Below are 26,813 nucleotides of genomic sequence, written 5' to 3'. Positions count from 1 at the left end.
CATGGGACTGGCATGGCAGCAGGGCCCGCTGGCAACCGGGTCGATCGGGCACTTCCTCACCGAGCAGCCGATGCCGTCGCGGCTGCTCTTTGCCGAGCCGTTGCGCCGTCGGATGCGGGTGCGCTTCGCGGAACGGTGGATCGCCGACAGCGAGGACGTGCTCCTGTTACACGAGCCCGGCCGTTACCCGGTGGCCTACTTTCCGTCAGGGGATATCGAAGTGGGGACGTTGACCGCCGAGGATCGGGTGACGCAGCACCGCGACCTCGGCGACACGCAGTGGTTCACCGTCAAGGCACCGGGGCGGGAGGCCGCCCACAGCGCCTGGGAACATACCGGTCTGCCCGCGCATGCGACGGTCCTGCAGGGCCGGGTGGCTTTTGCCTGGCGCGCCATGGATGCCTTCTATGAAGAAGAGGAACGGATCGTCGGGCACGCCGCGGACGCTTACCACCGCATCGACATCCGTTCCACGGCACGGCATCTCGTCGTCCGCGATGGAGAGCGCGTGATCGCCGAGACTCACCGACCCGTGGCCCTGTATGAATCCGGCTTCGCGCCCAGATGGTACGTCGAGCGCGACGATATCGACGAGTCCGCCCTCAAACCCGTTGCTATCCAGACCTTTTGCCCATACAAAGGAATCTGCTCGTACTATGACATCGGCGGCCACCAGCACGCAGCGTGGTCTTACGTCGATGCGTGGACCGAAGTGTCGCGCGTCCGCAACCTGGTGTCCTTCGAACCGGACAAAATCAATGTGTACCTCGACGGCAAGCAACTTCGGCTGGAACCAGGCCAAACCGTCATCCCGCACGGTGTCGACCGCGGGTTGGACACCGACGAGGTCTTAGGAAGGAATCCGGTAAGGGGCACGTCATGAGGATGTCCATCGAAGTCGTCATCCTGCCCGTCGCCGATCCCGACCGGTCACTACGGTTTTACCGCGACCAGGTCGGCTTCGCCCTCGATGTCGATTACGCGCCCGCGCCCGGGTTCCGGGTCATCCAATTGACGCCCGAGGGATCGCACGCCTCAATCCAATTCGGCGTGGGATTGACCGACGCGCCGGCCGGCTCGGTGCGGGGCCTATACCTCGTGGTCCCGGACATCGAAGCCTGCCGCGCCGAGTTGATCGGTCGCGGCGTAACCGTCGGCGAGATCCGCCACAAGGACACCGACGGCGGCTGGAGAGGCGGGTTCCTCCCGGGTACCGACCCCGATCGCGGTGACTACGCGAGCTTCGCCGACTTTCGCGATCCCGACGGGAACGCCTGGGTCTTGCAGGAACGAAACCACCAGCGGGGTTGAGGAGGCGTCGTGGCCGCGCGGAAAACGAGTCCAGACCGGGTGGGCGCATTCTCAGACGGAGTGTTTGCGGTCCTCATCACGATCCTCGTCCTCGAGCTCAAGCCGCCGAAGTCCTACACCTTCAACGCGTTATTACCGGAATGGCCCACCGGACTGAGCTATGTGGTCAGCTACGTGTTCATCGCCATCGTCTGGGTGAATCACCACCACCTGTTCGGCTACGCGCAAGTGGCGACGCCACGATTGGTGTGGTCGAACTTTGCGCACTTGTTCTCGGTGTCGCTGATTCCGATCACCACCGAGTGGATCGCCGACAGCAGGCTGGCCGCCGCACCGGTGGTTCTGTATGCCTCGGTGTTCGTGCTCGTCAACATCACCTACTTGGCGCTGTGCCAGGAAGTGGTCGATCGGCCCGCCCACGAGGACCTCACCCAGCGAGTGCGCCGACTGCTACGCATGCGGTCGTTCATCACGATCGGCGTCTTCGCGGCGGCGGCAGTCGTCGCATTGTGGTGGCCGGCCGTCGGAATGGTATTGATTTGCATGTGTCTGGCGGGGTATCTGCGGCCGGATGTGCCCAACGTTAAAAAGGTCGAGCCCTAGCATGACGACACCCTCCGTCCTCGTTTTCGATGTCAACGAGACGCTGATCGACATCGAGTCCCTCGCACCGCTTTTCGCGGACTTGTTCGGCGACGAACGCGTGCTGCGCGAGTGGTTCGGTCAGCTCATTCAGTACTCGATGACCATCACACTGGCCGGCAAGTACGTGCCGTTCCCCGTTCTCGCTCAGGCGGTGCTGCGCATGCTGGGTGACGTCCACCGGGTGGACGTCACCGATGACCACCTCGATCGCCTGACGACCGGGTTGCTCACCATGCCGGCACACCCCGATGCCGCCGAGGGCCTCGCCACATTGCGCGACAACGGTTTTCGGTTGGTAACCCTGACGAACTCCCCACCCAACCCGGACGGCCCGACGGCGCTACAGAATTCGGGGCTGGCCGGCTTTTTCGAGCGCCAACTGAGCGTCGATGCCCGCCGCGCCTTCAAACCGTCGCCCGCCGTCTATCGGTACGTGTGCGACGAGCTCCGTGTGACACCCGGTGATTGCATGATGGTGGCCGCACACGTGTGGGACACCCTCGGCGCGCAGAGCGTCGGGTTCAGTGCGGCTCTGATCACCCGGCGCGGCAACGCGCCGTTACCGGTCCGCAGCCTGCCGCAGCCGAACATCGTCGCCGGCAACCTTCGCGAGCTGGCCGAGCGCCTAACCCAAACCGAAGGGATCGCCAAGAGTGGCAATAGCTAGCGAACGAGACTTCGACGTCATCGTGCTCGGCGCCGGACCGATCGGGCAGAACGCCGCCGAACGCGCCCGCGCCGCGGGCCTGCGCGTCGCCATTATCGAACGCGAACTCGTCGGGGGCGAGTGCTCCTACTGGGCGTGCGTGCCCAGTAAAGCGTTGCTGCGTCCCGTCATTGCCCTCGCCGACGCGCGACGCGTCGACGGTGCTCGGGAAGCGATCACCGGATCCATCAGCGCCGACGGTGTCTTCGGCCGCCGCAACCGGTATGTGACCGACTGGGATGACAGCGGCCAGGCCGATTGGGTGAGCGGAATCGGCGCGACGTTGGTACGCGGTCATGGAAGGTTGGACGGCCCCCGGCGAGTCGTCGTCACCACCGGCGACGAGCGTGTCGGGCTCACCGCGCGGCATGCGGTGGTCGTGTGCACCGGAAGCCGTCCCGCCCTGCCCGATTTGCCCGGAATGGCAGAGGCCAAGCCGTGGACCAACCGGCGCGCCACCGACAGCAGCGCGGTCCCGGAGCGGCTGGCCGTCGTGGGCGCCGGCGGCGTGGGTGTCGAAATGGCTACGGCCTGGCAGGGATTGGGCTCCCAAGTGACGCTCCTGTCGCGGGGGTCGAGGTTGTTACCCCGCATGGAACCGTTCGTGGGCGAGCTGATCGCCCGCGGGCTCAGCGACGCCGGCGTCGATGTGCGGGTAGGTGTCACGGTGCGCGCGCTGCGGCGCCAGGACGACACGAGCGTGGTCCTCGAATTGGACGATGGCAGCGAGCTGACCGTGACTGAGGTGCTGTTCGCCACCGGTCGGGCACCGCTGACCGACGATATCGGCTTGGACACAGTGGGATTGGAGCCGGGCAGCTGGCTCGAGGTGGACGACACCTGCCTCGTGCGCGGCGCGGTCGAGGACGGCTGGCTCTACGCCGCCGGCGACGTCAACCACCGCGCCCTGCTCACGCATCAAGGCAAGTATCAGGGCCGCATCGCCGGCGCGGCCATCGGAGCACGCGCAACCGGAAGACCGTTGGACACCAGCGCGTGGGGTGCACACGCGACCACCGCAGACCACTACGCGGTGCCACAAGCCTTCTTCACCGATCCCGAAGCGGCCGCGGTCGGACTGACAAGCCAACAAGCCCGGGACGCCGGCTACCGGGTCCGAGCCGTCGATATCGAGATCGGGGACGTGGTGATGGGGGCGAAACTCTACGCCGACGGTTATACCGGCCGCGCACGAATGGTGGTCGACCAGGAGAGCGGGCGGCTGCTGGGCGTCACCATGGTCGGCCCCGGCGTGACCGAGCTGTTGCACTCGGCGACCATCGCCGTCGCCGGCCACGTGACCGTCGACCGCTTGTGGCACGCCGTGCCGTGCTTCCCGACGATCAGCGAGCTGTGGCTGAGATTGCTCGAAGCGTATCGGGATGGCCGGGACGATAATTGACCCATGGCCACCTCCGACGGATTCCATCCCGACTTCGACGACACGGCCGCACCGGTCGCCCGCAACCGAGTGCGCCACATCAAGGCGTCCGAGATCAGCTCGGACACCACACAGTCGGAGGGGCTGCGGCGCTTCGCCGCCCTATCGGGCGCGTCGGTCGGAGCGGAAAAGCTCTGGATGGGTGAGACGCACGCGTCGCCGAAATCCGCCTCGGACAACCATCACCACGGTGACTCGGAGACCGCGATCTATGTGCGAAGCGGCCACCCGGAGTTCGTGTTTCACGACGGCACCCAAGAGGTACGTATTGCCACCGAACCCGGTGACTACGTCTTCATTCCGCCGTATCTTCCGCACCGGGAAGAAAACCCCGACCCCGATACCGCGGCCGAGGTCGTGATCGCCCGCAGCACCCAGGAAGCGATCGTGATCAATCTTCCCGCCCTGTATCCGCTCGACGGGCCTCGATAAACGGGCAGCGGGCCACTCAGCGAATTCTCAACAGATTCTTCGGCGCCACATCGCTTGGCTCCCAGCGTCCGCAAAGTCGCCGGCGACACGATACGTCTATGACGAACGAGCAGATGTGCGCGAACCTTGTCGAACGCTATTTGCGCACCCGCGGACGGCAATACTTTCGCGGGCACCGCGACGGCGAACACTTCTTCGTCACCGGCGCTCCGCGACGGCTGCACGTTCATTTCGAGATCTCGCCCGCGCACGACGACGTGTTGATCATCCGGGTCACTCCCGGGTGCTACTTTCCGGCCGTCGACCGCCCCTGGCTGACGCACTTCGCCGACACGTGGAACCGCCAGGACCGCCACGTCACCGCGATCGTGCACGGCTCATGCGATCCGCAGCGCATCGGCGTGGTGGCCCGCAAGTCGCAATGGATCCGAAGCAAAGTGTCCTTCGCCGAATTCGCGTCCCTCGTCGACCTGACGATCGCGGACGCCACCGAGCTCTTCGAGGAGCTGGACCCCGCCGCCGGCCTGCCGTCCGCCGAGCGGTCCTTGCTGCGTCACGCCGGCTGACGCACGCCCGGTCTAGGGGCCGCTCGCGGCACCCGGGGCATCGGGGCGCGGCTCACCCAGCTTCGCCCGGATGGCACCCCACGGATCGGCGTAGCGTCCGGGCGTATCCCGGTAGGCCGCACGGCTTTTGAGAAACCGCCGCGCCAGCGGCGAGATCAACCGCATCGGGTAGCGCCGCCACCCCGCCGTCGCGCGCATCTCGTCGAGCATGTCCGGCCACGAGTGGTGCTGGAATTGCAGGACTTGTTGGGAGCGAGCGGTATCCATCCAGTCGGTGACGAACCAGCCGTCGTCGCTGTCGGGATCACCCGGACGTCCCCCGGGCAGGACGTCGACGAGACCCCGGGCGGCGGCCAGCGCCTTGCCGACCTCGCCCTGCCGAATCCGGTGCGACTCGTCGCCGGCGATCAGCAGGGTCTCACCGACGACGTCGGCCGTGGTCGCCGCGGCGAACGCACGGGCGACGTCACGCACATCGACGGTGTGGATGCGCCCGTCCGCCGGCAGGGCGCTTTCGAAGAACAGTGCGTCAACGCTGAACGGCATGGCCTCCGGGTCGACGCTTATCACCCCGCCCAGGCGCAAGATCACCCATTCGAGGTTCGAGGACCGGATGTGCTGTTCCGCTTCGGCTTTGTGCGCGCCGTAGAGATCAGCCGGGTTCATCGGGGAATCGGCGCGCAACAGCTCGGCGCTGCGGTGCGGGTTACGCGCCCCGTACACGGCGTTGCTCGACGCCTGGATGAACCGCACCGGGTGCGGCCGGGCCTGCGCGGCGCGCAGCAGCGTGAGGGTCGCGTCGACGTTGACGCGGCGCCCGAGGGCGGGACTGCGGTAGATCCCGGGCGGGATCACCGCGGCCAGGTGGACGATGGCGGTGGGTGAGGTCGCGGCGAGCAGGCGGTCGACATGGCCCGGGTCGGTCAGATCGGCCCAGTGCGCCTCGACGCCGTCGGGCAGCGTCCTCGCCGCCTTGCGCTGGGTGGGGGTGCCCAGATCCGTCGCGACCACGCGGTGGCCGTCGGCGACCAGCCGACGCACCGTTTGTGAGCCGACGAGCCCGAAACCCCCGGTGACAAGAACCTTCTCGGACATGATCCCCCAGCGCCGGGTCGCCCCCAGCAAACGAATATGACATTCTCCAAATTCGAAAGTATCATATGTCATCCATGGCCTGAGGTTTGAGACCGGCGTCACACCGGCAACCAATAGCAAATGGCACGATCACGACAGCGGGGAGCCATGAAGGGCAGCGGTGCGGGCGCGGCGGACAATCACGAGACCGCCAAATGGGATCCGGCCTTCACCGAACGGGTCGCCAACGCGCTCGGGCCGGCCATCAAACGGTATTACCGGGCCGAGGTGCGAAACATCGACAACGTCCCGCCGTCCGGTGGGGCGCTGGTGGTCTCCAACCACTCCGGCGGCATGCTGACACCGGACGTGTTGATCTTTTCCCCGGCCTTCTACGAAAGGTTCGGCTACGACCGCCCCGTCTACACGCTCGGCCATTACGGGATCTTCATGGGGCCCTTGGACGGCTGGCTGCGCCGCCTCGGGGTGATCGAGGCCAGCCGCGAAAACGCCGCCGCCGCCCTGCATTCGGGCGCGGTGGTGCTGGTGTTTCCCGGCGGCGACTACGACTCGTACCGCCCGACGTTCAGCGCCAACACCATCGACTTCAACGGGCGCACCGGCTACGTGCGAACGGCGATCGAAGCCGGCGTGCCGATCGTGCCGACAGTGTCGATCGGCGCCCAGGAGACCCAGCTGTTTTTGACCCGGGGCAACTGGCTGGCCCGCAAGCTGGGGCTAACGAAGGCCCGCATGGACATCCTGCCGGTCAGCGTCGGGTTCCCGTTCGGGCTCAGCGTGATCTTCCCGCCCAACCTGCCGCTGCCGGCAAAGGTCGTCACCGAGGTGCTCGAGCCGATCGACGTCACCGCGCGCTTCGGTGAGGACCCCGACATCGACGAGGTCGACGCCCATGTCCGCGCCGTCATGGAGGACGCGCTGAAGCGGTTGGCCGAGCAGCGCCGGTTTCCGATCCTCGGCTGAGGATGCCGCCAATCCGCGCCGGCGGCCGGCGCCCTGCGGCATAGTTGTTGGCCTGGTCGCGTCGGCAGGGCGAGGTGACGTGTGAAAAGACTCAACGGCATGGACGCCATGCTGCTCTACAGCGAGACGCCCAACCTGCACACGCACACGCTGAAGGTGGCGATCATCGACCCGGCCGACTGCGACGGCGAGTTCGGGTTCGACGCGTTCCGCCGCCACGTGCGCCGGCGGCTTCACCTGCTGGAACCGTTGCGCTACAAGCTCGTTGACATCCCGTGGCACCTGCATCACCCGATGTGGCAGGAAAACTGTGAGGTCGACCTGGACTATCACCTCCGTCGCGTCCGGGTGCCCGCGCCGGGCGGGCGGCGAGAGCTCGATCGGGTCATCGGCGAGGTGGCGTCGACCCCGTTGGACCGCACCCGGCCGCTGTGGGAATTTCACTTCGCCGAGGGACTGGCCGACGGCCGGTTCGCCTTGATCGGCAAGGTGCACCACGCGTTGGCCGACGGTGTCGCGTCGGTCAACCTCCTGGCGCGCGCGATGGATCTGCGGGACGGGCTCACCGACGAGCGCGACAACGACGAAGCCGGTGTCACGGTTTCCGATGCCGACCTGCTGCGCGCCGCCGCGCGCGACCACGTCCGGCAACTCGCGCAACTGCCACGGCTGCTCAAAGACGCGGCCGTGGGGCTGATGCGGGTGCGGCGTCGCTCCCGCGAGCGCGGAGACCACCCCGATCTCGCCGATGCTTTTGACGCGCCCCCGACGTTTCTCAACCATGTGGTCTCACCCCGGCGCTGGTTCGCCAGCACGTCGTTACCGCTGCCGCAGGCCAAGGCGACGGCAAAAGCGTTGGGCATCACCATGACCGATCTGGTGCTGGCGACGGCGGCCGGCGGGTTGCGAACGCTCTTGCTGGCCTACGACGGCGCGGCCGACCGCCCGATCATCGCGTCGGTGCCGACCGCCACCGACAAGTCGGACCGGATCACCGGCAACGAGATCAGCGGGCTGATGATTTCGCTGCCGGTGCATGTCGACGACCCGATCGAACGGGCCCGGCTGATCTCGGTGGCCACCCGGATCGCCAAGGAAGACCACGAGATCCTCGGCCCGCAGCTGTACGGGAAGATGATGGCCTACCTGCCGACCGCCTTCGCCCCGGCGGCATTTCGCTGGCTGGGTCTGCGCGACATGCCCAACAAGCTGATGAACGTCGCCGTATCCAGCGTGGTCGGACCGCGCGAACGGGGCCACTTCGGCGGCGCGGCCGTCAGCGAGATCTATTCCACGGGTGTGCTCTCGCCCGGCGCCCCGGTCAACATCACCGTGTGGAGCTACGTCGACCGGCTCGGCGTCGCGGTGCTGACCGACGATCAGACGTTCGACGACGCGCATGAGGCGACGGACGCCATCAGCGCGGCCTTCGACGAATTATGCTGTGCCGCAGGCATTTCCGATCAGCCGGCGAGGACCCCGTCCAGCACCGAGTAGAACAGGCCCAAGCCGTCGTCGGAGGGCCCGGTCAGCGCCTCGATGGCATGCTCGGGATGCGGCATCAGGCCCACCACGCGGCCGTCGGCGGAGCTGACGCCGGCGATGTCATGTTGCGAACCGTTGGCGTTCTCGTGGTACCGGAACACCACCCGCCCGTCGCCCTCGAGCTCCTCGAGCACCTCGGCGGGCGCCACGTAGCGGCCCTCGCCGGACTTCAGCGGCACCAGCAGATCGGCGTCCGGTTCGAAACGCGACGTCCACGCCGTCGACGTCGACGCCACCCGCAGCCACACGTCACGGCAGATGAAATGCAAACCCACGTTGCGGGTCAGGGCACCGGGCAGCAGGCCGGCCTCGCAGAGCACTTGAAAACCGTTGCAGATACCCAAGACCGGCATCCCGCGCCGCGCGGCGTCCACCACTTCGGTCATAACCGGGGCAAACCTGGCGATCGCCCCCGCCCGCAGGTAGTCACCGTAGGAGAAGCCGCCCGGAACCACCACGGCGTCGACGCTTTTCAAATCGGCGTCGGCGTGCCACAGGTTGACCGGCTCCGCGCCGACGCGCCGGGCCGCCCGGGCGGCGTCCACGTCGTCGAGCGTGCCGGGAAACGTGATGATCCCGATGCGTGCGGTCACGTCGTCTCCCGGCTGATCGTCCAGTCCTCGATCACGGTGTTCGCCAACAGCGATTCGGCGATCTCGGCGAGCGCCGAGTCGTCCACGCTGTCGTCCACTTCGAGCTCAAACCTCTTGCCCTGCCGGACATCTGATATCCCCGGGTGACCGAGGCGGCCCAGCGCGCCGACGATCGCCTGACCCTGCGGGTCCAGAATCTCCGCTTTGGGCATCACGCTCACGATCACCCGGGCCACCGGCGCTCCTCCTCAGTTGGCGTTTCGCCGCCAACTCTACCGGCGAAACCGCAGCTCGCCCTCACGGGCACGAGGCAATGTAGGCTTCACACAGCGGCGCGCCCATGGCGCCCAGCACCGGGTCGTCGGCCATCGCCGGCCAGGGCGCCTGCGGCGGGGACGTCGACCAGAGCGTGACCTCGCTGACCGTGCTGCTGGCCGGGTGGGCGAAAAGGTAGGTGTGCATCACCACCGGGCCGCTGATCACGGCGGCCATGCGGTTGGTGTCGTCGCTGGTCAACGACGGCGATTGCTGCGGCGCACGCTGCTGGCAACTCCGCAACGCGGCGACGGCGCGACGGAACGCCTCGGCCGCGATCTCGCCACCGCGGGCCGTATCACCGCGCCAATGCAGGATTTGGGCCTGCAACTGCCACTGACCGTCCGGATGCTGCACCGTCGAACGGGCGGAGACCGCCGAGTCGCGGGGGTCCCGAGCGGTGGCCGGCGTGGCGCACAGCTCCTCGAACCGAAACCGGGGGCCGGGCGCCGAGCCCGTCGTCTGGACCGCCTGACCGGCGAGCGCGGGCCAGTGGTACACCGCGTCCAGCGGCACGGCACGCTGATCGATCCACGCGGTGTTGGGGATCCGGTCGCACATGGCGGGGCAGGTCTCGGGCTCACCGTGCGCAGGGATGACGACGACCAGCGCGACCGCGAGGGCGCCGGCGACCAGCATCGTGGCCAGGATCACGCGCAGCGGCAGCTTGTCCATCAAGGCACAATCGTAGATATGCAACTGACGCATTTCGGTCATTCGTGCCTACTCGCCGAGTTCGACCAGACACGCGTGCTGTTTGATCCCGGTACCTTCGCCCACGGTTTCGAGGGAATCACCGGCTTAACCGCCATCTTGATCACTCATCAGCACCCCGACCACGTCGACGGGAAACGGTTGCCGGCACTGCTCGAGGGTAACCCGGATGTCGCGCTGTATGCCGACCCACAGACCGCCGCGCAACTCGGCGCGCCCTGCCGCGAGGTACACGTCGGCGACGAACTGCAGATCGGTGAGCTGACCGTGCGGGCCTTGGGGGGAAAGCACGCCGTCATCCACCCGGAAATCCCTGTGATCGAGAACATTTCGTTTCTCATCGGCGACGGCGAGCATCCCGCCCGGTTGATGCATCCCGGCGACGCTCTGTTCGTGCCCGACGAGCCGGTGGACGTTTTGGCCACCCCGGCGGCGGCCCCGTGGATGAAGGTTTCGGAAGCGGTCGATTACCTTCGCGCGGTGGCACCAGCGCGCGCCGTCCCCATCCACCAGGGGATCATCGCCCCCGATGCGCGTGGCATCTACTACGGCCGGCTCACCGAGATGACCAGCACCGACTTCCAGGTGCTGCCCGAAGAGGACGCCGTCACCTTCTAGCGCGAGCAGCTAGGTGATGTCGTCGGCGGCGCCGCGGCCGGCGGCGCGGCCCGAGAAGATGCACCCACCCAGGAATGTGCCCTCCAGCGCGCGGTAGCCGTGCACGCCCCCGCCGCCGAAGCCCGCCGCCTCGCCGGCGGCGTACAGCCCGCTCAGCGGAGTGCCGTCGGAGGTCAACACCCGTGCGGCAAGATCGGTTTCGATGCCGCCCAGCGTCTTTCGCGTCAAGATGTGCAGCTTGACCGCGATCATCGGCCCGGCCTTCGGATCGGTCAACCGGTGCGGCGCCACGACCCGGCCCAGCCGGTCGCCCAGATAGCCGCGGGCCGCACGGATCGCGGTGATCTGGCCGTCCTTGCTGAACCTGTTGGCGACCTCCCGGTCCCGCGCGGTGACCTCGGCCTCCACCGTGGCGTAGTCCAGCGGTTGCACGTCGGGCAGCTTGTTCATCGCGGACACCAGGTCCCGCAACGAATCCGCGCTGACGAAGTCCACGCCACGATCGACGAACGCCTGCACGGGCCCCGGCGGTCCGGAGCGTGCCCGGTTCCGCAGCAGCTCGCGCACGCTCTGCCCGGTCAGATCGGGATTCTGTTCCTGCCCGGAAAGCGCGAATTCCTTCTCAATGATCTTGGCGTTCAACACAAACCACGTGTAGTCGAACCCGGATCGGGTGATGTACTCGAGCGTGCCAAGTGTGTCGAAACCGGGATACAGGGGAACCGGCAACCGCTTGCCGTTCGCATCCAGCCACAGCGACGACGGGCCCGGGATGATGCGAATTCCGTGCAGCGGCCAGATCGGGTCGTAGTTGGTGATGCCCTCGGTGTAGTGCCACATCCGGTCCGGGTTGATCACCCGCGCGCCGGCCTTCTGCGTGATGCCGATCATCCGGCCGTCGACGTGTGCCGGCACGCCGCTGAGCAATTGCTCGGGCACGCGGCCCATCCGCTTCGGCCAATTCTTGCGCACCAGCTCGTGGTTCCCCCCGATGCCACCACTCGTCACGATCACCGCAGCGGCTCGGAACTCGAACTCCCCGACGGCCTTTCGTGACGAGGCGACGCCGCGCGGCGCGGTTGAGGACTCCAGCACCGTCCCCCGGACGCCCGTCACCGCGTCATTCTCGACGATCAACTCGTCGACCTGATGGCGGTGCGCGAAGCGCACCGTGGAGCGGTCGCGCAGTTGACGGGCGAAGATCTCGACCAGCGCGGGCCCGGTGCCCCAGGTGATGTGGAAGCGCGGAACCGAATTGCCGTGCCCCTGCGCGTCATACCCGCCGCGCTCGGCCCACCCCACCAAAGGGAAAAGCTTGAGCCCGCGGGCGCGCAGCCAGCTGCGCTTCTCCCCCGCGGCGAAATCGACGTAGGCATGGGCCCATTGGCGCGGCCAGTAGTCCTCGGGCCGGTCGAACGCCGCCGTACCCAGCCAGTCCTGCAGCGCGAGCTCGTGGCTGTCGCGGATGCCCAACCGGCGCTGCTCGGGGCTGTCGACGAAGAACAGACCGCCGAAGGACCAGAACGCCTGCCCGCCCAGGTTGGCGCTGTTCTCCTGGTCGAGGATCAGCACCCGCAGGCCGCGATCCACCAGTTCGCAGGCGGCGACCAGGCCGGACAGCCCCGCCCCGACGACGATGGCATCAGCGCCGAACCCGGCAACCGAAGAAACGCTCATGTCGGTCCAGGGTAGTGCCCCGGACAGCAGGTCAGGCAGTCGATTCGTCAGGCGGCGTCGAGCAAGGCCTTGTCACGACGCCAGCGATACACCGTCGGTGTGCAGTCGTGCATCAACGCCAGGTCGACCGCGTCCAGCATCGCCTGCAGCGGTCCGGGTTTGCGGAGATGCCGCGCGGCGACCGCCACCCGCACGATGCCGCCGCGCCGGGCGATCCGCTCGGCGGACAGCACGACCGTGCGACACCACCACGGCTCGGCGAGAACACCCTCGCCGATGCCGAGAACCCGCGCCCGCACGGTGGTGTGCCGCACCAGGTCGGTGATCCCATGCAAATCGGCCAGCATCCGAAAACCGTTGCCCGGCAATGCTTTGACGACACCGGGCGAAACCACGCAGCCGGGAGCCGCGAACAGCCGCGTGCGTAAACCGAGGTGCTCGAGGACCCGGTCGGCGGCCATCAAGCGCAGATTGGCCTCATGCGCCCGCAAAATCGCGAACTCACCGCGGCGCTTCCTGGTGAGGGCATCGTCGTAGCCGTGCAACACGATCGCGTCGCCACCGGCGCGGCGGGCGGTCAGCCAGTCAACGGTTTTCGGGTCGCTGTCGAGTCGGTAGCCGCCGGACAGGCGGGGAGCCACCAGCAGCGAAACCGGTACCTCACGGGCATCCATTTGCGCGCAGAACGCCTCGACGTCGGGCAGGGTGCGTTCCCCGATCCCCGAGACCGAAACGATCAATTTTCCAGACACACCAGCAGTTTGCCGACCGCAAGTGTCGGAACGGTGAAGGACACGCAGACAGCAGGCGTATATGCGCTCACCCAAAAGCGATAACTGGGTTCGGCGACCGGAATTTCAGGGGCGGTCCAGCAAACGGCCACCGGCGCCGGCGGACACGATCTGTTCGATATGCTAAGCAACGCCATGGACGAGGCCTCCTACGCAGCGGCCGGAGCGCCGCTGCCCCATGCCCCCGCGGGGCAGCCGGGCGCCGACACACGGGAGTATCCCGACAAGTTGGACGCCGAGCTGTTGCGGATCTCCGGCGTGTGCATCTTGGCCACGGTCATGGCGATCCTGGATGTCACGGTGGTCAGCGTCGCGCAACGCACCTTCATCGACCAGTTCGCGTCCTCGCAGGCGGTCGTGGCCTGGACGATGACGGGCTACACGCTCGCCCTGGCGACAGTGATCCCGATAACCGGGTGGGCCGCCGACCGGTTCGGCACCAAGCGGCTGTTCATAGGCTCCGTGCTGGCATTCATGCTCGGATCACTGCTGTGCGCGATTGCCGCAAACATCTTGCAGCTCATCATCTTTCGGGTGGTTCAGGGTGTCGGCGGCGGCATGCTGCTGCCGTTGGGGTTCATGATCTTGACCCGTGAGGCCGGCCCCGCCCGGCTCGGGCGCCTGATGTCGATCCTGAGCATCCCGATGCTGCTCGCCCCGATCGGCGGCCCGATCCTGGGCGGCTGGCTGATCGACACCTCGAGCTGGCGATGGATCTTCCTGATCAACGTGCCGATCGGACTGCTCACCATTGTTCTCGCGGCGATCGTGTTCCCCCGCGACCATCCGGTCCGGTCGGAAACGTTCGACGCCGTCGGCGTGCTGCTGCTCTCCCCCGGCCTGGCCATGTTCCTGTTCGCGGTGTCGTCCGTCCCGGGCCGCGGCACCGTGGCCGACCGCCATGTGGTGATCCCGGCGACGATCGGACTGGCATTGATCGCGGGGTTCGTCGCGCACGCCTGGCACCGGGCGGATCATCCGTTGATCGATCTGCGGCTCTTCCGCAATCCGGTGCTGACCCACGCCAATGTGACGATGCTGGTATTCGCGACCGCCTTTTTCGGCGCCGGCCTGCTGCTTCCGAGCTACTTCCAGCAGGTGCTGCACCAAACGCCGATGCAGGCGGGCGTGCACCTGATCCCGCAGGGGCTCGGCGCCATGCTGACCATGCGGCTGACCGGGCCGCTGGTGGACAGGCAAGGGCCGGGCAAAATCGTGCTGGTCGGGATTGTGCTGATCACGGCCGGGCTGGGGGCCTTCGCGTTCGGGGTGGCCAAGCAGGCGCACTATCTACCTGTGCTGCTGGTGGCGCTGGCGGTCACGGGCCTGGGCATGGGCTGCACGATGATGCCGTTGTCGGTCGCGGCCGTGCAGGCGCTGGCACCGCATCAAATCGCCCGGGGAACCACCTTGATGAGCGTCAACCACCAGGTGGGCGGCTCGATGGGGACCGCGCTGATGTCGATGATCCTGACCAATCAGTTCAATCGGAGCCAAAATATCGTCGCGGCAAACAAGGTTGCTGCCCTGCATCAGCGTGCGACCGTCGACGGGGTGCCGGTGGACCAATCCGCAATCCCCCGGCAGGCCCTTGTCCCGGGCTTTTGGGGGAATGTGGTGCATGATCTTTCCCACGCGTATACCGCGGTATTCGTGATTGCCGTCGTGCTGGTGGTTTGCACGATCATTCCGGCGTCCTTTTTGCCGAAAAAGCCGGCAAGCGAAACTGCCGGCGAACAACGCATTCGCGTCCTGTAGCCCGCGAAAAGCCGATTTTTTCGCTTTAAACTGCCGTCCGCGCCGCCTCTGCGCGGCAGGAATTACACGCGTGGTAATAGCGGCGAATACGAGTAAAAACGCCTCAGCACGGCTAGCCGGGTGGATATGCTCAGCGGCGCCATGGAGAACACCCGTTCCGCATCTTTCACCGTTCCGTTGCCCATCGAGCCGGGTCCGTCGCGGCACCCAGACGAGTACCCGGACAAGCTCGACGCAGCGCTGTTCCGGATCGCCGGAGTCTGTGGCCTGGCCTGCATCATGGCCGTCCTGGACAGCACCGTCGTCGCCGTCGCGCAACGCACCTTCATCGATCAGTTCGGGTCCACTCAGGCGGTCGTCTCGTGGACCATCGCCGGCTACATGCTCGCGTTTGCGACCGTGATCCCGATCACCGGATGGGCGGCGGATCGGTTCGGCACCAAGCGACTTTTCATGGGTTCGGTCCTGATCTTCACGCTGGGGTCGCTGCTGTGCGCGGTGGCACCGAACATCTTGCTGCTGATTTTGTTCCGGGTGGTGCAAGGGGTGGGCGGCGGCATGCTGCTGCCGCTCAGCTTCGTCATCTTGACGCGTGAGGCCGGGCCCAAACGGGTCGGCCGCCTCATGGCGGTGGGGGGAATCCCGATCCTCCTCGGCCCCATCGGGGGGCCCATCCTGGGGGGTTGGCTGATCGGTGCGTATGGCTGGAAGTGGATCTTCCTGATCAACCTGCCGATCGGGCTGACCGCGTTCGCGCTGGCCGCGATCATGTTCGCGAAGGATCGCTCGGCCCCCTCGGAGGCCCTCGACATCACCGGTGCGCTGTTGCTCTCCCCCGGGGTGGCGATCTTCCTGTGCGGGGTGTGCTCCATTCCGGGTCGGCACACGATCACCGACCCTTACGTGCTGGGGCCGGCGCTGCTCGGCCTGGCATTGATCGGCGCGTTCATCGTGCATGCGTGGCATCGCACCGATCACCCCCTGATCGACCTGCGGCTGTTCCGCAACCCCGTGGTCACGGAGGTCAACGTGACGATGCTGGTGTTCGGGGCCGCCTCAGTCGGCGTAGGGCTGCTGATCCCGAGCTACTTCCAGATCGTCAGCCACGAGACGCCGATGCAGTCCGGGCTGCACATGCTGCCGATCGGAATCGGGGCCGTATTGACGATGCCGATCGGCGGGGCCTTCATGGACAAGCACGGTCCCGGCAACATCGTGCTGATCGGCCTGCCCCTGATGGCAGCGGGTCTGGGCGTGTTCACCTACGGCGTCGCCACGCAGGCCGAATACTCGCCGGTCTTGGTGTCCGGGCTCGCGATCATGGGCCTGGGTGCCGGCTTGACCACCACGCCGCTTTCCGCGGCGCTCATGCAGGCGCTTACCCCGCGTCAGGTGGCCCGCGGGACGACGTTGATCAGCGTGAATCAGCAAGTGGGCGGGTCGATCGGGGCCGCGCTCATGGCGGTGATCCTGACCAATCAGTTCAATCGCAACGAAGCCCTGATGGCGGCGAACGAGATGGCCGGGGTGCGCCCGCCCGCCGGCAAGCGAAGCATTGACCCGTCGGCCCTTCCCGGGCAGACGATGACGCCCGATCTGGCCAGCCACGTGTCGCACCACCTGGCGCACGCCTATACGACGGTGTTCGTGCTGGCGGTCGTGCTGGTGGCGTTCACCGTCGTCCCGGCATCCTTCCTGCCCAGGAGGCTGGCGACCCCGCCCGTCGGCGACGACTAGCGCCCGGCTCGGCTGATCCTCGAGCTAGCCGTCCCGGCCGCCGCCATAACGGTCGCCGTCGGCGGTGGCCAGCAGCCACGCATACTGGAACGCGGTTTCCTCCCAACCCTTGTAGCGACCGCTGACGCCGCCATGCCCGGCATTCATCTGGGTCTTCAGCAGGACCGGGCTGCCGTTCGCGTTGAGGTGTCGCAGGGCCGCGACCCATTTTGCGGGTTCCACGTAGTAGACCCGCGTGTCGTTGAGCGAGGTCATCGCCAGGATCGCCGGATACGGCTTTGCCTCGACGTTCTCATACGGGGAATAGGACTTCATGTAGGAGTAGACGTCCTTGTCCGCCAACGGGTTTCCCCATTCGTCCCACTCGGTGACGGTCAGCGGCAAGGAGGGATCCAAAATGGTGGTCAGCGGGTCGACGAACGGTACCTGCGCGAGGATTCCGGCAAAGAGTTCCGGCGCCAGGTTGGCCACCGCCCCCATCAACAGTCCGCCGGCACTGCCCCCCAACGCCACCAGCCGGCGCGGGCGGGTTACTCCGGAATCCACCAAATGCCTTGCCACCGCGACGAAGTCGGTGAAGGTGTTCTTCTTCTCCAAGAGCTTGCCGTGCTCATACCACAGCCGGCCCATCTCGCCGCCGCCGCGGACGTGGGCGATCGCGAACACCATTCCCCGATCCAACAGCGACAACCGGGCGATGGAGAAACTCGGATCGGTGCAGATCTCGTAGGCTCCGTAGCCGTAAACCAGCGCGGGCGCTGGGAATTCGATTCCTGAGCGGTGCACGACCGAGACCGGGATCCGGGCGCCGTCCTCGGCGACCGCCCAGTCGCGCCGTTCGACGTAATCGTCCGGGCGATAATCGCCGAGTACGGGTTGCTCGCGCAGCAGGGTGCGTTCGCCGGTGACGAAGTCGATGTCGTAGACCCGTGCCGGAATGACCAGAGACCCCGCCCGGATCCGCAGCTTGGGCGCGCCCCAATTCGGGTTGCCGGCCAGGCCGGCCGACATCAGTTCGGAATCGAACGAAACCTCTTCGGGCTCCGCGTATGTGCCGTCGGAGTTGACGCGCCACAGCGCGAGCCGCGGCAGCGCCTCACGCCGGTAGCTGACCACGAGATGGCCGGCGAAGGCGTCCACCCCGTCGAGTCGGACATCGTCGCGGTGCGGGATCAGCGTGCGCTGCTGGGTGGGATCGCTGACCGGCGCCTCGGTCAGCGTGAAGTTGACCGCGTCGTCGTTATGCAGGATCAAGAACCGGTCCTGCCCGCCCACCACCGCATGTTCGACCGAATACTCGACGCCTTCGCGGCGCGGCAGCACGACGGTGAACTGCGCCTGCGGATCGGTGGCGTCGGCGTAGCGGAATTCGGAGGTGATCGAGGAACCGGAGGCGATGAAGACGTAGGCCTCACTTCTGGTGAGTCCCACGCCGAGCCAAAACTTCTCGTCGGCTTCGTGGTACACCAGCTCCGATTCCGCACCGGAGCCCACCCGATACCGCCACACCTTGTCGGGGCGATGGGCCGCGTCCAGGGTGAGGTAGTACACGGTGCGGTTGTCCGCGGCCCAGGTCGCACCCGCGCCGATGTCGGCGATCTCGTCCGGATACAGCTCGCCGGTGCGTAAATCCTTGAACCGCAACGTATAGCGTTCATCGCCGAGGGTGTCGACGGAGTACGCCAGCAGGTTTCCGTCGAGGCTGACGGTTGCGGCGCCCAGGGAGAAAAATTCGTGACCCTCGGCTTCGACGTTCGAATCGAGCAAGATTTGTTCGCCGGGAATGTCGGTGTTCTCGTCCAGGGTCGGCGGGTTCCAGTCGTCGGGATCACTTACCGGGCAACGGCACTGGACGCGATACTGCTTGCCTTCGAACGTGCGGGCGTAGTACCACCACTGGCCCTGCCGCGTCGGTACCGACAGGTCGGTTTCCTTGGTACGCGCCTTGATCTCGTCGAAGATCTGTTGCCGCAACGGTTCGAGGTGGGCGGTCATCTGGTCGACGTAGCTGTTTTCCGCCTCGAGGTAGGCGATCACGTCGGGGTTCGTCTTCTCGCGCAGCCACTCATAGGGGTCGATGAAGACGTCACCGTGGTGCTCGCGCCGGCTGTCCACCCGCTTGGCGACGGGTGGCACGGGACCGGCAAGGTGCGACTCGCTCATGCGGCGGGGCCGATCCAGTCGCCGAAGCTCAGGCCGGAAATGCGTTCGTAGGCCTCGATATAGCGGCCACGGGTCGCCTCGATGATGTCGTCCGGGAGCGGCGGCGCGGGTAGCGTGCCGTGGCGGTCCCACCCGGAGTCGGGGCTGGTGAGCCAGTTGCGGACGAACTGTTTGTCGAAACTGTTCTGGACCACGCCGACCTGGTACTCGTCGGCCGGCCAGTACCGTGACGAATCCGGGGTGAAGATCTCGTCGGCCAGTAGCAGGTTGCCGTCGCGGTCGGTGCCGAACTCGAACTTGGTGTCCGCGATGATGATTCCTTTCCTCAGCGCATGGTCGGCGGCCTGAACGTAGATCTGCAACGTGCGGTCGCGCAGTTGGTTGGCGCGCACCCCGCCCACCATCTCGATCACGCGGGCGAACGAGACGTTCTCGTCGTGGTCCCCCAACGCGGCCTTGGTCGCCGGGGTGAACAGCGGTTCGGCGAACCGGCTGGCTTCGACCAGTCCCGGAGGCAAGGTGATGCCGCAGACCTTGCCGGTCGCCTGGTAGTCCAGGAGCCCCGAGCCGGTCAGGTAACCGCGCGCCACGCATTCGACCGGAAGCATGTCCAGCCGCCGCACCACCAGGGCCCGGCCCAGCACCTCGTCGGGGATGCGCGGGTCATCCGGCGGCCCGGCCAAATGATTGGGGGCGTCCACGAGACCGAAGAAGAAGACGCTCATCGCCGTCAGGATGCGGCCCTTGTCCGGGATAGTGCTGTCCAGGACGAAGTCGTACGCCGAGATGCGGTCGGTGGCGACCAATAGGAGGTGTTCGTCGTCGACGCGATACAGCTCACGGACCTTGCCGCTGGCCAGATGCTGGTAGTCGGACAGTGCGGGCATCCGGTCAGCCTATCGGGCACCTGACGACGCGGCTTGTGCTGGGATCGGGCTATGACACCGCGGTTTCTGCCCTACTCCACCAGGCCCGGCCGGCTGGCCGCCCAGCTGTTCAGCGACTTCGCCGTCGTCGTGTGGACGGCGCTGTGGCTCCTCGTCGCCCTGGCGGTTTACGACGCCATCGCGACCATCGCCGACGCGGGCCGCCAGGTCGAGAGCGGCGCGGACGGCATCGCCGGCAACCTCGCGTCCGCCGGCCACGGCGCCCAGCACATCCCGGTGGTGGGCGACACGGTCAGCAAGCCGCTCAACTCCGCCAGCCAGGCCGCGCTGGACATCGCGGGTGCGGGCCACGACCTGGACACCGCGGCGAGCTGGCTCGCGGTGCTGCTGGCGATGGCGGTCGTCGCGCTCCCGATCCTCGTCGCGGTGATCCCGTGGTTGTTTCTGCGGGTTCGCTTCTTTCGGCGCAAGCTGACGGTGACCGCGTTGGCCGCAACCCCGGCCGGTGCGCAGTTGCTCGCGCTGCGCGCGTTGACCAACCGCCCACCACGCAAGTTGATCGCGGTCAGCGCGGACCCGGTCGGCGGGTGGCGCCGTGAGGACCCGGTCACCATCGGGGCCCTGGCCGCGCTTGAATTACGCTCGGCGGGTATCGCGATCCGCGGGGCTTAGCAGCAGCGCCCGCGACAACAGGAGCAGCCCCGCGGCGACCACAATCAACCAGGCCGCCAACGCGTCCCAGAAGAACACCAGCGAGACGGTGAGCAGCGATCGCTGACCGATCTCGATCGCCATGGCGAAGCTGGCCGCCGAATACATGCCCAGCGGGAACACGAACGCCCACCACACGCCGGCAAACCGCAGCATGTTCGGATACCGCCGAATGCGGTGCAGCGCGAAGTAGATCAGCGGCGGTATCCACAGGGTGGCCGTCACCCAGGTCACGATGGTGACCACGCGCACCGGGCCGGCCAGCCAGGCGGGGGCCACGGCGTGGATGTTATCGCCGGCCAGCGTCGCAATCGCCATGCCGCCCATCAGGATCCAGGTGTCCGGTTCGAAGCCGTCGCGGTCCTGTCGTTCGTTGACCACGCGCCACAGGGTCAGCCAGGTCATCAGGCCGTAGATGCACAGCGCCGCCACCCACGCGGCCACGGCCACCGCGAGCCACCAGTGATGACCGGTGTGACGGGCCGCCCGGGCGATCACGATCGCCAAACCCGATGTTCCGACGCTGCCCAGCTGCCAGGCGCCGTGGGCGCGGTCGCGCAGCGCGGACCAGCGGTGCGCCAACATGTTTCGCGCGCTGAGCAGGATCAGCACCAGCCACGACGCCAGCCCGACGGCACCGAGCACCCGCGCCACCCACACATTCGACGACAGGCGCGTGTCGATCACCGCGCAGGCGGCGACGAAGGTGATCATCCGCAGCGTGACGTCGGGATCGGTCAGATCCCAGCGCAGCTTGTGTCCGGTGGCGCAACCCTTCGCGACGACGAGGGCAACCAGGAGGACCAGACCCAAAGTGGCGATGACACCCATCGTGTCGCTGATCAACCGGTACCCGTGATTTTTCGCACCGATCGACAAGATGCCGGTCGCCATCACCGCAGCGAACACATCGGGTGAGGGCTCGATATCGGCGAACCGGATCGTCACTGGTCTTCGCGTAGCTCCACGACGAGGTGCCGGATGCCGGTATGCCGGTTGCTGCGGGCCCATTCGACCGGCCGGACCACCTGCACGGCACCGAACCGGGAGAGCAACTCCTCGAACAGCACCCGCAGTTCCAGCCGGGCCAGGTTGGCGCCCAGGCAGTAGTGCACGCCCTGACCGAATCCCAGGTGCGGGTTGGGTTTCCGGGCGATATCGAATGTGTCGGCGTGGTCGAACACGCTGGCGTCGCGATTCGCCGAACCCTCCCAGATCTGTATTTTCTGTCCGGCCTCGATCGGCCGGCCGCCCAGCGTGACGTCGCGGGTGGCGGTGCGCCGCTTCGACGGCGAGGGTGAGGTCCACCGCACCATCTCCTCCACGGCGGTGGGCAGCGCACCGAGATCCTCACGCAGGGAACGTAATTGCGACGGATGGTTGGCCAGCGCCAGCAGCCCGCCCGCGACCGCGTTGCGGGTGGTCTCCGCGCCGGCGCTGAACAGCAGGCTGAAGAACAGGTACAGCTCGAGGTCGGAAAGGGCCGACGCATCCGAATCGTCGAGCATCGCGTTCGCCACGACCGACAACATGTCATCGGTCGGGTTCTCACGCTTGGACGCGATCAATTGCCGGCCGTAGTCGTACATGCGCGACCCGGCCTCTTCCACCGACAGCTGCGAGAGCGACGCTTTGCGCGAACCGCCGAAATCGAACTGCGGCTCGATCGCGTCGAACAGCCAATGCCGTTCGGATTCAGGGACTCCCAGCAGGATGCAGATCATCTGCATCGGTAGCTCGGCGGCGATGTCGACCAGGAAGTCGAACGGCTCGCCCGGCACCACGGCGTCGAGCAGCCGGCGCGCCCTGGTCCGCAGATCGTCTTCCACTAAACGGATCATCCGCGGCGTCAGCCCGGAACTGACCAGTCGCCGGATTTGCGAATGCCGGGGGTCGTCCATCATGTTGAGCACCTGCCCGGCGATCGCCAGGTCCTGTAACAGCGTGCCGCCGTAGGGCCGTTCGCCCCCGGTGACCGACGAGTACGTCACCGGATCCTTGAGAACCTCAAGCGTTTCCGCGTAGGTGGCGACCGACCAGAAGCCCTCGTTGTCCGGGGTGTTGTCGGTCGGTGGGTGCCAGTACACCGGCGCCTCGCGGCGATGGATGGCGAACAGGTCGTGCGGGAACCCGTCGGCGAAGTTGTCGAGATCGGTGAAATCGATCTCCGCGAGTGCGCCGGCCAGGGTCACAGGATCGCACCCGGGGCGTACTTGGCGGCGTCCGGGTAGCGGCTCACCAGCGCGTCCACCAGGGCCGCCACCTCGTCCACCTGGTCACCGGCCGCGCCCGTGAACGCCTTCTTGTCCGCCAGCGCGGCGTCCAGGGCCGCCCGGTCCAACGGCAGCCGGTCGTCGGCGGCCAGCCGATCCAGCAGATCGGGCTCGGCCCCGCGTTCCCGCATGGCCAGCGCCGTCGCGACCGCGTGTTCGCGGATCACGTGATGCGCGGCCTCGCGGCCCATGCCGGCACGCACCGCGGCGATCAACACCTTGGTGGTGGCCAGGAAGGGCAGGTAGCGGTCCAGCTCGCGAGCGATCACCGCCGGATAGGCGCCGAACTCGTCGAGCACCGTCAGGAAGGTCTCGATCTGCCCGTCGATGGCAAAAAAGCTGTCCGGCAATGCCACTCGGCGCACCACGGAGCAGAAGACGTCGCCCTCGTTCCACTGCGCACCCGCCAGCTCGGCGGCCATCGACGCGTACCCGCGCAACACCACCTGCAGGCCGTTGACCCGTTCGCAGCTGCGGGTGTTCATCTTGTGCGGCATCGCCGACGAGCCGACCTGGCCCGGCGCGAACCCCTCGGTGACCAGCTCGTGGCCGGCCATCAGCCGAATGGTGTGCGCCATCGACGACGCTCCCGCGCCCAGCTGCACCAGCGCCGAAATCACGTCATGGTCCAGCGACCTCGGATACACCTGCCCGACGCTGGTCAAAACCGTTGTGAAACCCAAGAATTGGGCGATGCGCCGCTCGAGTTCGGCGAGCTTGGCCGCGTCGCCGTCCAGCAGGTCGAGCATGTCCTGCGACGTGCCCATCGGTCCCTTGATGCCACGCAGCGGATAACGGTCGATCAACTCGCGCAGCCTGGTCAACGCGATCAGCGTCTCCTGGGCCGCCGACGCGAATCGCTTGCCGAGCGTCGTGGCCTGGGCGGCGACATTGTGGCTGCGCCCGGCCATCACCAGGTCGCGATAGGCGACGGCCCGCTCGGCGAGCCGCGCCGCGACCGCAACCCCGTGCGCGAAGACGAGCTCCAGCGACCGCCGGATCTGCAGCTGCTCCACGTTCTCGGTCAGGTCGCGGCTGGTCATGCCTTTGTGCACATGCTCGTGACCGGCCAGCGCGTTGAATTCCTCGATGCGGGCCTTGACGTCGTGGCGCAGGACGCGTTCACGGTCCGCGATCGACGACAGGTCGACGTCCTCGAGCACCCGCTCGTAGTCGGCGATCGCGTCGGGGGGCACCGCGACGCCCAGCTCCGCCTGCGCGCGCAGCACCGCGAGCCACAGCCGCCGCTCCGCGACGATCTTGGCCTCCGGCGACCAGATCGCGACCATCTCGGCGCTGGCGTACCGGGTGGCCAGCACATTCGGAATGCTCACTTGGTCCTCACGAACACACAGCTTACGGTCGTCGCGCCCGGGTCTTCTCACACCGGGCGTAACGTGGCGGCGAAAAATCGGGCCGAAAATCGCCGTGGCGTTACATTCGATGCCGCCATACCCTCGTTGCGTCGCGGTCATACCCTGTGCGGATGTACTTCGCCGGTGTCGACCTCGCCTGGGCGGGTCGCAACCCGAGCGGCGTCGCCGTCGTCGACTCCGACGGCGATTTGGTGAGCGTGGGCGCGGCCCGCGACGACGACGAGATCCTGGCCGCGTTGCGGCCCTACGTGCGGGGCGATTGCGTCGTCGCCTTCGACGCGCCTCTGGTGGTGAACAACCCGACCGGCCAGCGTCCGGCCGAGACCGCGCTCAACCGCGACTTCCGCAGGTTCGAGGCCGGCACCCACCCCTGCAACACCGGAAAGCCCGAATTCGCCAACGGCCCGCGCGGCGGACGCCTGGCCGCGGCGCTCGGCCTCGACCTGGATCCTCGGTCACCGGTCGGCCGTCGCGCCGTCGAGGTCTACCCGCATGCGGCGACAGTCGCGCTGTTCGGGTTGGAGCGAACCCTGAAGTACAAGGCCAAGCCGGGCCGTAGCGTCGACCGGCTCAAGTCCGAGCTTCTGGTACTGATGGACGGGCTCGAACGGCTCGCGCAGGCCCCGATCCCGCTGCGCGTCGCCGCGCACGAGGGCTGGGTCGCGTTGCGGGCGGCGGTGGCCGCCGCGCACCGCAAATGCGAGCTGCGCCGCGCCGAGGATCCGGTCGACGCGGTCGTCTGTGCCTACGTGGCGTTGTACGCGCAGCGCCGCCCGGCCGGGATGACGATCTACGGCGACGTTGACAGCGGATGCATCGTGACGCCGTCGCTGCCGGGTCAGATCTGCACGGGGCGCTGATCGATGGGGGCGAGCACCTCGATGAGATCGACCACCGCGCCCTGCGCCGCCGCGCGCGGATCCCGGCCCTCGACCAGGGCCGACACCACACACCCGTCGACCGCGCAGATCAGCGTGCACACCAGTTCGATATGCACGGAGCGGCCCGAGCGCTCGATGGCCTCCGCAACGGCCTCGGCGCGCTGACGCAGGCTGCGTCGCATGGTTTCCTGCAACGCGGGCAGGCGAGTGCACGCGATGTGTCGCTCGTAGCGCGAGATCAGCTGCTCGGTGAGTCCCGGGCCGGACACGTCCCCGACGAGCAGGTCCGCCAGCACCTCGGCGATGGTCTCCGGCCCGCGGCGCCGCCGGGACAACGCGGTGACCCGCGAGCGAAGCTGCGCCACCTCGATCATCGCGATGTGCTCGACCGCGCGTGCGATCAGATCGTCGAGGGAGGAGAAGTAATAGGTGGTCGACGCCAACGGCAATCCGGCCCGCCCGGCGACCGCCCGATGGCGCACCGCTTCGAACCCGCCCTCGGCGAGCAGCTCGGCGGCGGCGCTGATGAGCGCGTACCGTCGACGTTCTCCTTTCGGAGTAACCGCTGCAGTCACGAGTAGCCATCGTGCCAGCCAAAGTGGTACTGCATTGCCATTTCGGCCAAACGGCCCGCCGAACGAACATGGCATGATGGCCCGCATGCCCGACTTGAGCCGCCGCGCCGTGCTCGGTCTCGGCGCCGGTGCGGCCCTCGGCGCCGTCGGCGCGTACGGACTCGACATCCTGTTACAGCCACGCACATCTCATGCCACGCCGGTGTCGACGGCCGGCACCCAGGTGCCTTTGGCGCCGAGCCCGCCTAGCGATCCGGCTCCCCCGGCGGCGGCCGCGCCCACCATGGTGACCGGTTCCTTCGTCTCCGCCGCGCGTGGCGGCGTGAACACGAATTGGGCCATCGCGCGTCCGCCGGGCCAGACGAAGCCGCTGCGACCCGTGATCGCGCTGCACGGCAAGGGCAGTGACGCGTCCACCGTGATGGCGGGCGGCGTCGAACACGGTCTGGCGCAGGCCGTCGACGCCGGACTACCGCCGTTCGCGGTGGTCGCCGTCGACGGCGGCGGCAGCTATTGGCACAAACGGTCTTCCGGCGAGGACAGCGGCGCCATGGTGCTCGACGAGCTCATCCCGATGCTGGGCAACCAGAATCTGGACACCTCACGGGTGGCGTTCCTGGGCTGGTCGATGGGCGGCTACGGCGCATTGCTGCTGGGCGGTCGGTTGGGACCGGGCCGCACCGCGGCGATCTGCGCGGTGAGCCCCGCACTGTGGATGTCGTCAGGCGCGGCCGCACCCGGCGCTTTCGACGGCCCCGACGACTTCGCCGCGAACTCGGTGTTCGGCATGCCCGCCCTGGCCTCGATCCCCATTCGGATCGATTGCGGCGACAGCGATCCGTTTTACAGCGCGACAAAGCAGTTCATCGCGCAACTGCCCAATCCGCCGGCCGGTGGCTTCTCACCCGGTGGGCACGACGGGGGATTCTGGAGCTCGCAGTTGCCCGCCGAGCTGACCTGGATGGCACCGCTGCTGACGGCGTGAGGGGTCTGCGCCGCCGCCCCGCGGGCGTAACGCCACGGCGAAGCATCGCGTCCGA

Annotated in this window: 27 protein-coding genes; 15 read left to right on the top strand and 12 right to left on the bottom strand. The window is 67.4% G+C overall.

From position 1 onward, the window contains the following. The first annotated feature begins 1 nt into the window (after window position 1). From OCU_RS28160 to OCU_RS28130, 7 genes are all read left to right on the top strand, one after another. Window positions 2-883, top strand: coding sequence for a DUF427 domain-containing protein (locus OCU_RS28160; RefSeq protein WP_014379093.1), 882 nt, complete (start codon window positions 2-4; stop codon window positions 881-883). Between the two features lie 2 nt (window positions 884-885). Next, window positions 886-1,311, top strand: a complete 426-nt coding sequence (locus OCU_RS28155; RefSeq protein ID WP_009951927.1) for a VOC family protein — start codon at window positions 886-888, stop codon at window positions 1,309-1,311. 60 nt (window positions 1,312-1,371) lie between these two features. After that, window positions 1,372-1,914: a TMEM175 family protein gene (locus tag OCU_RS28150; RefSeq protein ID WP_009951929.1), complete on the top strand. Its 543-nt coding sequence runs from the start codon at window positions 1,372-1,374 to the stop codon at window positions 1,912-1,914. Window position 1,915: 1 nt separating this feature from the next. Next, window positions 1,916-2,623, top strand: a complete 708-nt coding sequence (locus OCU_RS28145) for a haloacid dehalogenase type II (protein WP_014379092.1) — start codon at window positions 1,916-1,918, stop codon at window positions 2,621-2,623. Continuing rightward, entirely contained in the window at window positions 2,610-4,064 is a 1,455-nt protein-coding gene (locus OCU_RS28140) for a dihydrolipoyl dehydrogenase family protein (RefSeq protein ID WP_014379091.1), read from the top strand. The genes OCU_RS28145 and OCU_RS28140 overlap by 14 nt, the downstream gene beginning before the upstream one ends. 3 nt (window positions 4,065-4,067) lie before the next feature. Further along, window positions 4,068-4,535: a cupin domain-containing protein gene (locus OCU_RS28135; RefSeq protein WP_014379090.1), complete on the top strand. Its 468-nt coding sequence runs from the start codon at window positions 4,068-4,070 to the stop codon at window positions 4,533-4,535. Between the two features lie 98 nt (window positions 4,536-4,633). Beyond that, window positions 4,634-5,101, top strand: a complete 468-nt coding sequence (locus tag OCU_RS28130) for a YbjN domain-containing protein (RefSeq protein ID WP_014379089.1) — start codon at window positions 4,634-4,636, stop codon at window positions 5,099-5,101. Between the two features lie 12 nt (window positions 5,102-5,113). On the opposite strand, the gene OCU_RS28125 is transcribed toward OCU_RS28130, so the two are convergent. Then, a complete protein-coding gene (locus tag OCU_RS28125; protein ID WP_014379088.1) occupies window positions 5,114-6,196 on the bottom strand; it encodes an NAD-dependent epimerase/dehydratase family protein in 1,083 nt (360 codons plus the stop codon). A gap of 147 nt (window positions 6,197-6,343) precedes the next feature. On the opposite strand from OCU_RS28125, the gene OCU_RS28120 reads away from it, so the two are divergent. Both OCU_RS28120 and OCU_RS28115 read left to right on the top strand, forming a co-directional pair. Further along, the gene (locus OCU_RS28120) at window positions 6,344-7,159 is read left to right on the top strand and encodes a lysophospholipid acyltransferase family protein (protein WP_009951935.1); all 816 of its coding nucleotides are present in this window, start codon (window positions 6,344-6,346) and stop codon (window positions 7,157-7,159) included. Between the two features lie 81 nt (window positions 7,160-7,240). Continuing rightward, window positions 7,241-8,656 carry a wax ester/triacylglycerol synthase family O-acyltransferase gene (locus OCU_RS28115; protein WP_014379087.1) on the top strand — a complete coding sequence of 472 codons (1,416 nt, stop codon included), beginning with the start codon at window positions 7,241-7,243 and terminating at the stop codon, window positions 8,654-8,656. On the opposite strand, the gene purQ is transcribed toward OCU_RS28115, so the two are convergent. The 3 genes from purQ to OCU_RS28100 form a co-directional block, all read right to left on the bottom strand. After that, window positions 8,623-9,297, bottom strand: coding sequence for a phosphoribosylformylglycinamidine synthase subunit PurQ (purQ, locus tag OCU_RS28110; protein ID WP_009951937.1), 675 nt, complete (start codon window positions 9,295-9,297; stop codon window positions 8,623-8,625). The two genes, OCU_RS28115 and purQ, sit on opposite strands and share 34 nt — an antisense overlap. Beyond that, window positions 9,294-9,533, bottom strand: coding sequence for a phosphoribosylformylglycinamidine synthase subunit PurS (gene purS, locus OCU_RS28105; protein ID WP_008263864.1), 240 nt, complete (start codon window positions 9,531-9,533; stop codon window positions 9,294-9,296). Before purS ends, purQ begins: the two co-directional genes overlap by 4 nt. A 61-nt stretch (window positions 9,534-9,594) precedes the next feature. Next, window positions 9,595-10,329: an ATPase gene (locus OCU_RS28100; protein ID WP_193375130.1), complete on the bottom strand. Its 735-nt coding sequence runs from the start codon at window positions 10,327-10,329 to the stop codon at window positions 9,595-9,597. Here OCU_RS28100 and OCU_RS28095 point away from each other — a divergent pair. Next, a complete protein-coding gene (locus OCU_RS28095; RefSeq protein ID WP_009951939.1) occupies window positions 10,306-10,944 on the top strand; it encodes an MBL fold metallo-hydrolase in 639 nt (212 codons plus the stop codon). The genes OCU_RS28100 and OCU_RS28095 overlap by 24 nt on opposite strands. A 9-nt stretch (window positions 10,945-10,953) precedes the next feature. Here the strand turns inward: OCU_RS28095 and OCU_RS28090 are convergent, their stop codons facing one another. Together OCU_RS28090 and OCU_RS28085 are read right to left on the bottom strand one after the other, a co-directional pair. Further along, complete coding sequence (locus OCU_RS28090; RefSeq protein WP_009951940.1) at window positions 10,954-12,621, bottom strand: FAD-binding dehydrogenase; 1,668 nt, start codon at window positions 12,619-12,621, stop codon at window positions 10,954-10,956. Window positions 12,622-12,668: 47 nt separating this feature from the next. After that, window positions 12,669-13,373, bottom strand: a complete 705-nt coding sequence (locus tag OCU_RS28085) for a DUF2334 domain-containing protein (protein ID WP_008263856.1) — start codon at window positions 13,371-13,373, stop codon at window positions 12,669-12,671. A gap of 159 nt (window positions 13,374-13,532) precedes the next feature. Between OCU_RS28085 and OCU_RS28080 the strand changes: the two genes are divergently transcribed. Both OCU_RS28080 and OCU_RS28075 read left to right on the top strand, forming a co-directional pair. Continuing rightward, entirely contained in the window at window positions 13,533-15,170 is a 1,638-nt protein-coding gene (locus OCU_RS28080; protein ID WP_225330805.1) for a DHA2 family efflux MFS transporter permease subunit, read from the top strand. A gap of 126 nt (window positions 15,171-15,296) precedes the next feature. Continuing rightward, window positions 15,297-16,907 (top strand): DHA2 family efflux MFS transporter permease subunit, encoded by a 1,611-nt coding sequence (locus OCU_RS28075; RefSeq protein ID WP_009951943.1) that lies wholly within the window; start codon window positions 15,297-15,299, stop codon window positions 16,905-16,907. Window positions 16,908-16,931: 24 nt separating this feature from the next. Here the strand turns inward: OCU_RS28075 and OCU_RS28070 are convergent, their stop codons facing one another. Continuing rightward, window positions 16,932-19,070, bottom strand: a complete 2,139-nt coding sequence (locus OCU_RS28070) for a S9 family peptidase (RefSeq protein WP_009951944.1) — start codon at window positions 19,068-19,070, stop codon at window positions 16,932-16,934. Then, window positions 19,067-19,957: a phosphoribosylaminoimidazolesuccinocarboxamide synthase gene (locus OCU_RS28065; RefSeq protein WP_014379083.1), complete on the bottom strand. Its 891-nt coding sequence runs from the start codon at window positions 19,955-19,957 to the stop codon at window positions 19,067-19,069. Before OCU_RS28065 ends, OCU_RS28070 begins: the two co-directional genes overlap by 4 nt. A gap of 51 nt (window positions 19,958-20,008) precedes the next feature. Here OCU_RS28065 and OCU_RS28060 point away from each other — a divergent pair, with 51 nt between their 5' ends. Then, entirely contained in the window at window positions 20,009-20,629 is a 621-nt protein-coding gene (locus tag OCU_RS28060; protein WP_009951947.1) for a hypothetical protein, read from the top strand. Here OCU_RS28060 and OCU_RS28055 read toward each other — a convergent pair. The 3 genes from OCU_RS28055 to purB are packed head-to-tail and all read right to left on the bottom strand — an operon-like array spanning window position 20,594 to window position 24,275. Then, window positions 20,594-21,616 (bottom strand): tellurite resistance/C4-dicarboxylate transporter family protein, encoded by a 1,023-nt coding sequence (locus tag OCU_RS28055; RefSeq protein ID WP_008263842.1) that lies wholly within the window; start codon window positions 21,614-21,616, stop codon window positions 20,594-20,596. The genes OCU_RS28060 and OCU_RS28055 overlap by 36 nt on opposite strands. Next, window positions 21,613-22,860 (bottom strand): cytochrome P450, encoded by a 1,248-nt coding sequence (locus OCU_RS28050; RefSeq protein WP_014379082.1) that lies wholly within the window; start codon window positions 22,858-22,860, stop codon window positions 21,613-21,615. Before OCU_RS28050 ends, OCU_RS28055 begins: the two co-directional genes overlap by 4 nt. Beyond that, window positions 22,857-24,275: an adenylosuccinate lyase gene (gene purB / locus OCU_RS28045; RefSeq protein WP_026071461.1), complete on the bottom strand. Its 1,419-nt coding sequence runs from the start codon at window positions 24,273-24,275 to the stop codon at window positions 22,857-22,859. The genes OCU_RS28050 and purB overlap by 4 nt, the downstream gene beginning before the upstream one ends. 152 nt (window positions 24,276-24,427) lie before the next feature. Here purB and OCU_RS28040 point away from each other — a divergent pair, with 152 nt between their 5' ends. Next, window positions 24,428-25,177, top strand: a complete 750-nt coding sequence (locus OCU_RS28040) for a DUF429 domain-containing protein (RefSeq protein WP_014379080.1) — start codon at window positions 24,428-24,430, stop codon at window positions 25,175-25,177. Here the strand turns inward: OCU_RS28040 and OCU_RS28035 are convergent. Beyond that, the gene (locus tag OCU_RS28035) at window positions 25,156-25,773 is read right to left on the bottom strand and encodes a TetR/AcrR family transcriptional regulator (RefSeq protein ID WP_008263833.1); all 618 of its coding nucleotides are present in this window, start codon (window positions 25,771-25,773) and stop codon (window positions 25,156-25,158) included. The two genes, OCU_RS28040 and OCU_RS28035, sit on opposite strands and share 22 nt — an antisense overlap. A 73-nt stretch (window positions 25,774-25,846) precedes the next feature. Here OCU_RS28035 and OCU_RS28030 point away from each other — a divergent pair, with 73 nt between their 5' ends. Then, complete coding sequence (locus OCU_RS28030; RefSeq protein WP_014379079.1) at window positions 25,847-26,758, top strand: alpha/beta hydrolase-fold protein; 912 nt, start codon at window positions 25,847-25,849, stop codon at window positions 26,756-26,758. Window positions 26,759-26,813 lie beyond the last annotated feature (55 nt).

The sequence above is a fragment of the Mycobacterium intracellulare ATCC 13950 genome (assembly GCF_000277125.1).
Classification (GTDB): domain Bacteria; phylum Actinomycetota; class Actinomycetes; order Mycobacteriales; family Mycobacteriaceae; genus Mycobacterium; species Mycobacterium intracellulare.
The sequence above is the reverse complement of the archived record's forward strand: the minus strand, read 5'-3'. Positions and strand labels throughout refer to the sequence as shown.

Bases quoted from the DNA above. Each gene is read 5' to 3' on its own strand.
- OCU_RS28160 (WP_014379093.1), top strand. From the start codon at position 2: ATGGGACTGGCATGGCAGCAGGGCCCGCTGGCAACCGGGTCGATCGGG.
- OCU_RS28155 (WP_009951927.1), top strand. From the start codon at position 886: ATGTCCATCGAAGTCGTCATCCTGCCCGTCGCCGATCCCGACCGGTCA.
- OCU_RS28145 (WP_014379092.1), top strand. From the start codon at position 1,916: ATGACGACACCCTCCGTCCTCGTTTTCGATGTCAACGAGACGCTGATC.
- OCU_RS28135 (WP_014379090.1), top strand. From the start codon at position 4,068: ATGGCCACCTCCGACGGATTCCATCCCGACTTCGACGACACGGCCGCA.
- OCU_RS28130 (WP_014379089.1), top strand. From the start codon at position 4,634: ATGACGAACGAGCAGATGTGCGCGAACCTTGTCGAACGCTATTTGCGC.
- OCU_RS28125 (WP_014379088.1), bottom strand. From the start codon at position 6,196: ATGTCCGAGAAGGTTCTTGTCACCGGGGGTTTCGGGCTCGTCGGCTCA.
- OCU_RS28120 (WP_009951935.1), top strand. From the start codon at position 6,344: ATGAAGGGCAGCGGTGCGGGCGCGGCGGACAATCACGAGACCGCCAAA.
- OCU_RS28095 (WP_009951939.1), top strand. From the start codon at position 10,306: ATGCAACTGACGCATTTCGGTCATTCGTGCCTACTCGCCGAGTTCGAC.
- OCU_RS28100 (WP_193375130.1), bottom strand. From the start codon at position 10,329: ATGACCGAAATGCGTCAGTTGCATATCTACGATTGTGCCTTGATGGAC.
- OCU_RS28090 (WP_009951940.1), bottom strand. From the start codon at position 12,621: ATGAGCGTTTCTTCGGTTGCCGGGTTCGGCGCTGATGCCATCGTCGTC.
- OCU_RS28080 (WP_225330805.1), top strand. From the start codon at position 13,533: ATGCTAAGCAACGCCATGGACGAGGCCTCCTACGCAGCGGCCGGAGCG.
- OCU_RS28075 (WP_009951943.1), top strand. From the start codon at position 15,297: ATGCTCAGCGGCGCCATGGAGAACACCCGTTCCGCATCTTTCACCGTT.
- OCU_RS28070 (WP_009951944.1), bottom strand. From the start codon at position 19,070: ATGAGCGAGTCGCACCTTGCCGGTCCCGTGCCACCCGTCGCCAAGCGG.
- OCU_RS28065 (WP_014379083.1), bottom strand. From the start codon at position 19,957: ATGCCCGCACTGTCCGACTACCAGCATCTGGCCAGCGGCAAGGTCCGT.
- OCU_RS28060 (WP_009951947.1), top strand. From the start codon at position 20,009: ATGACACCGCGGTTTCTGCCCTACTCCACCAGGCCCGGCCGGCTGGCC.
- OCU_RS28040 (WP_014379080.1), top strand. From the start codon at position 24,428: ATGTACTTCGCCGGTGTCGACCTCGCCTGGGCGGGTCGCAACCCGAGC.
- OCU_RS28030 (WP_014379079.1), top strand. From the start codon at position 25,847: ATGATGGCCCGCATGCCCGACTTGAGCCGCCGCGCCGTGCTCGGTCTC.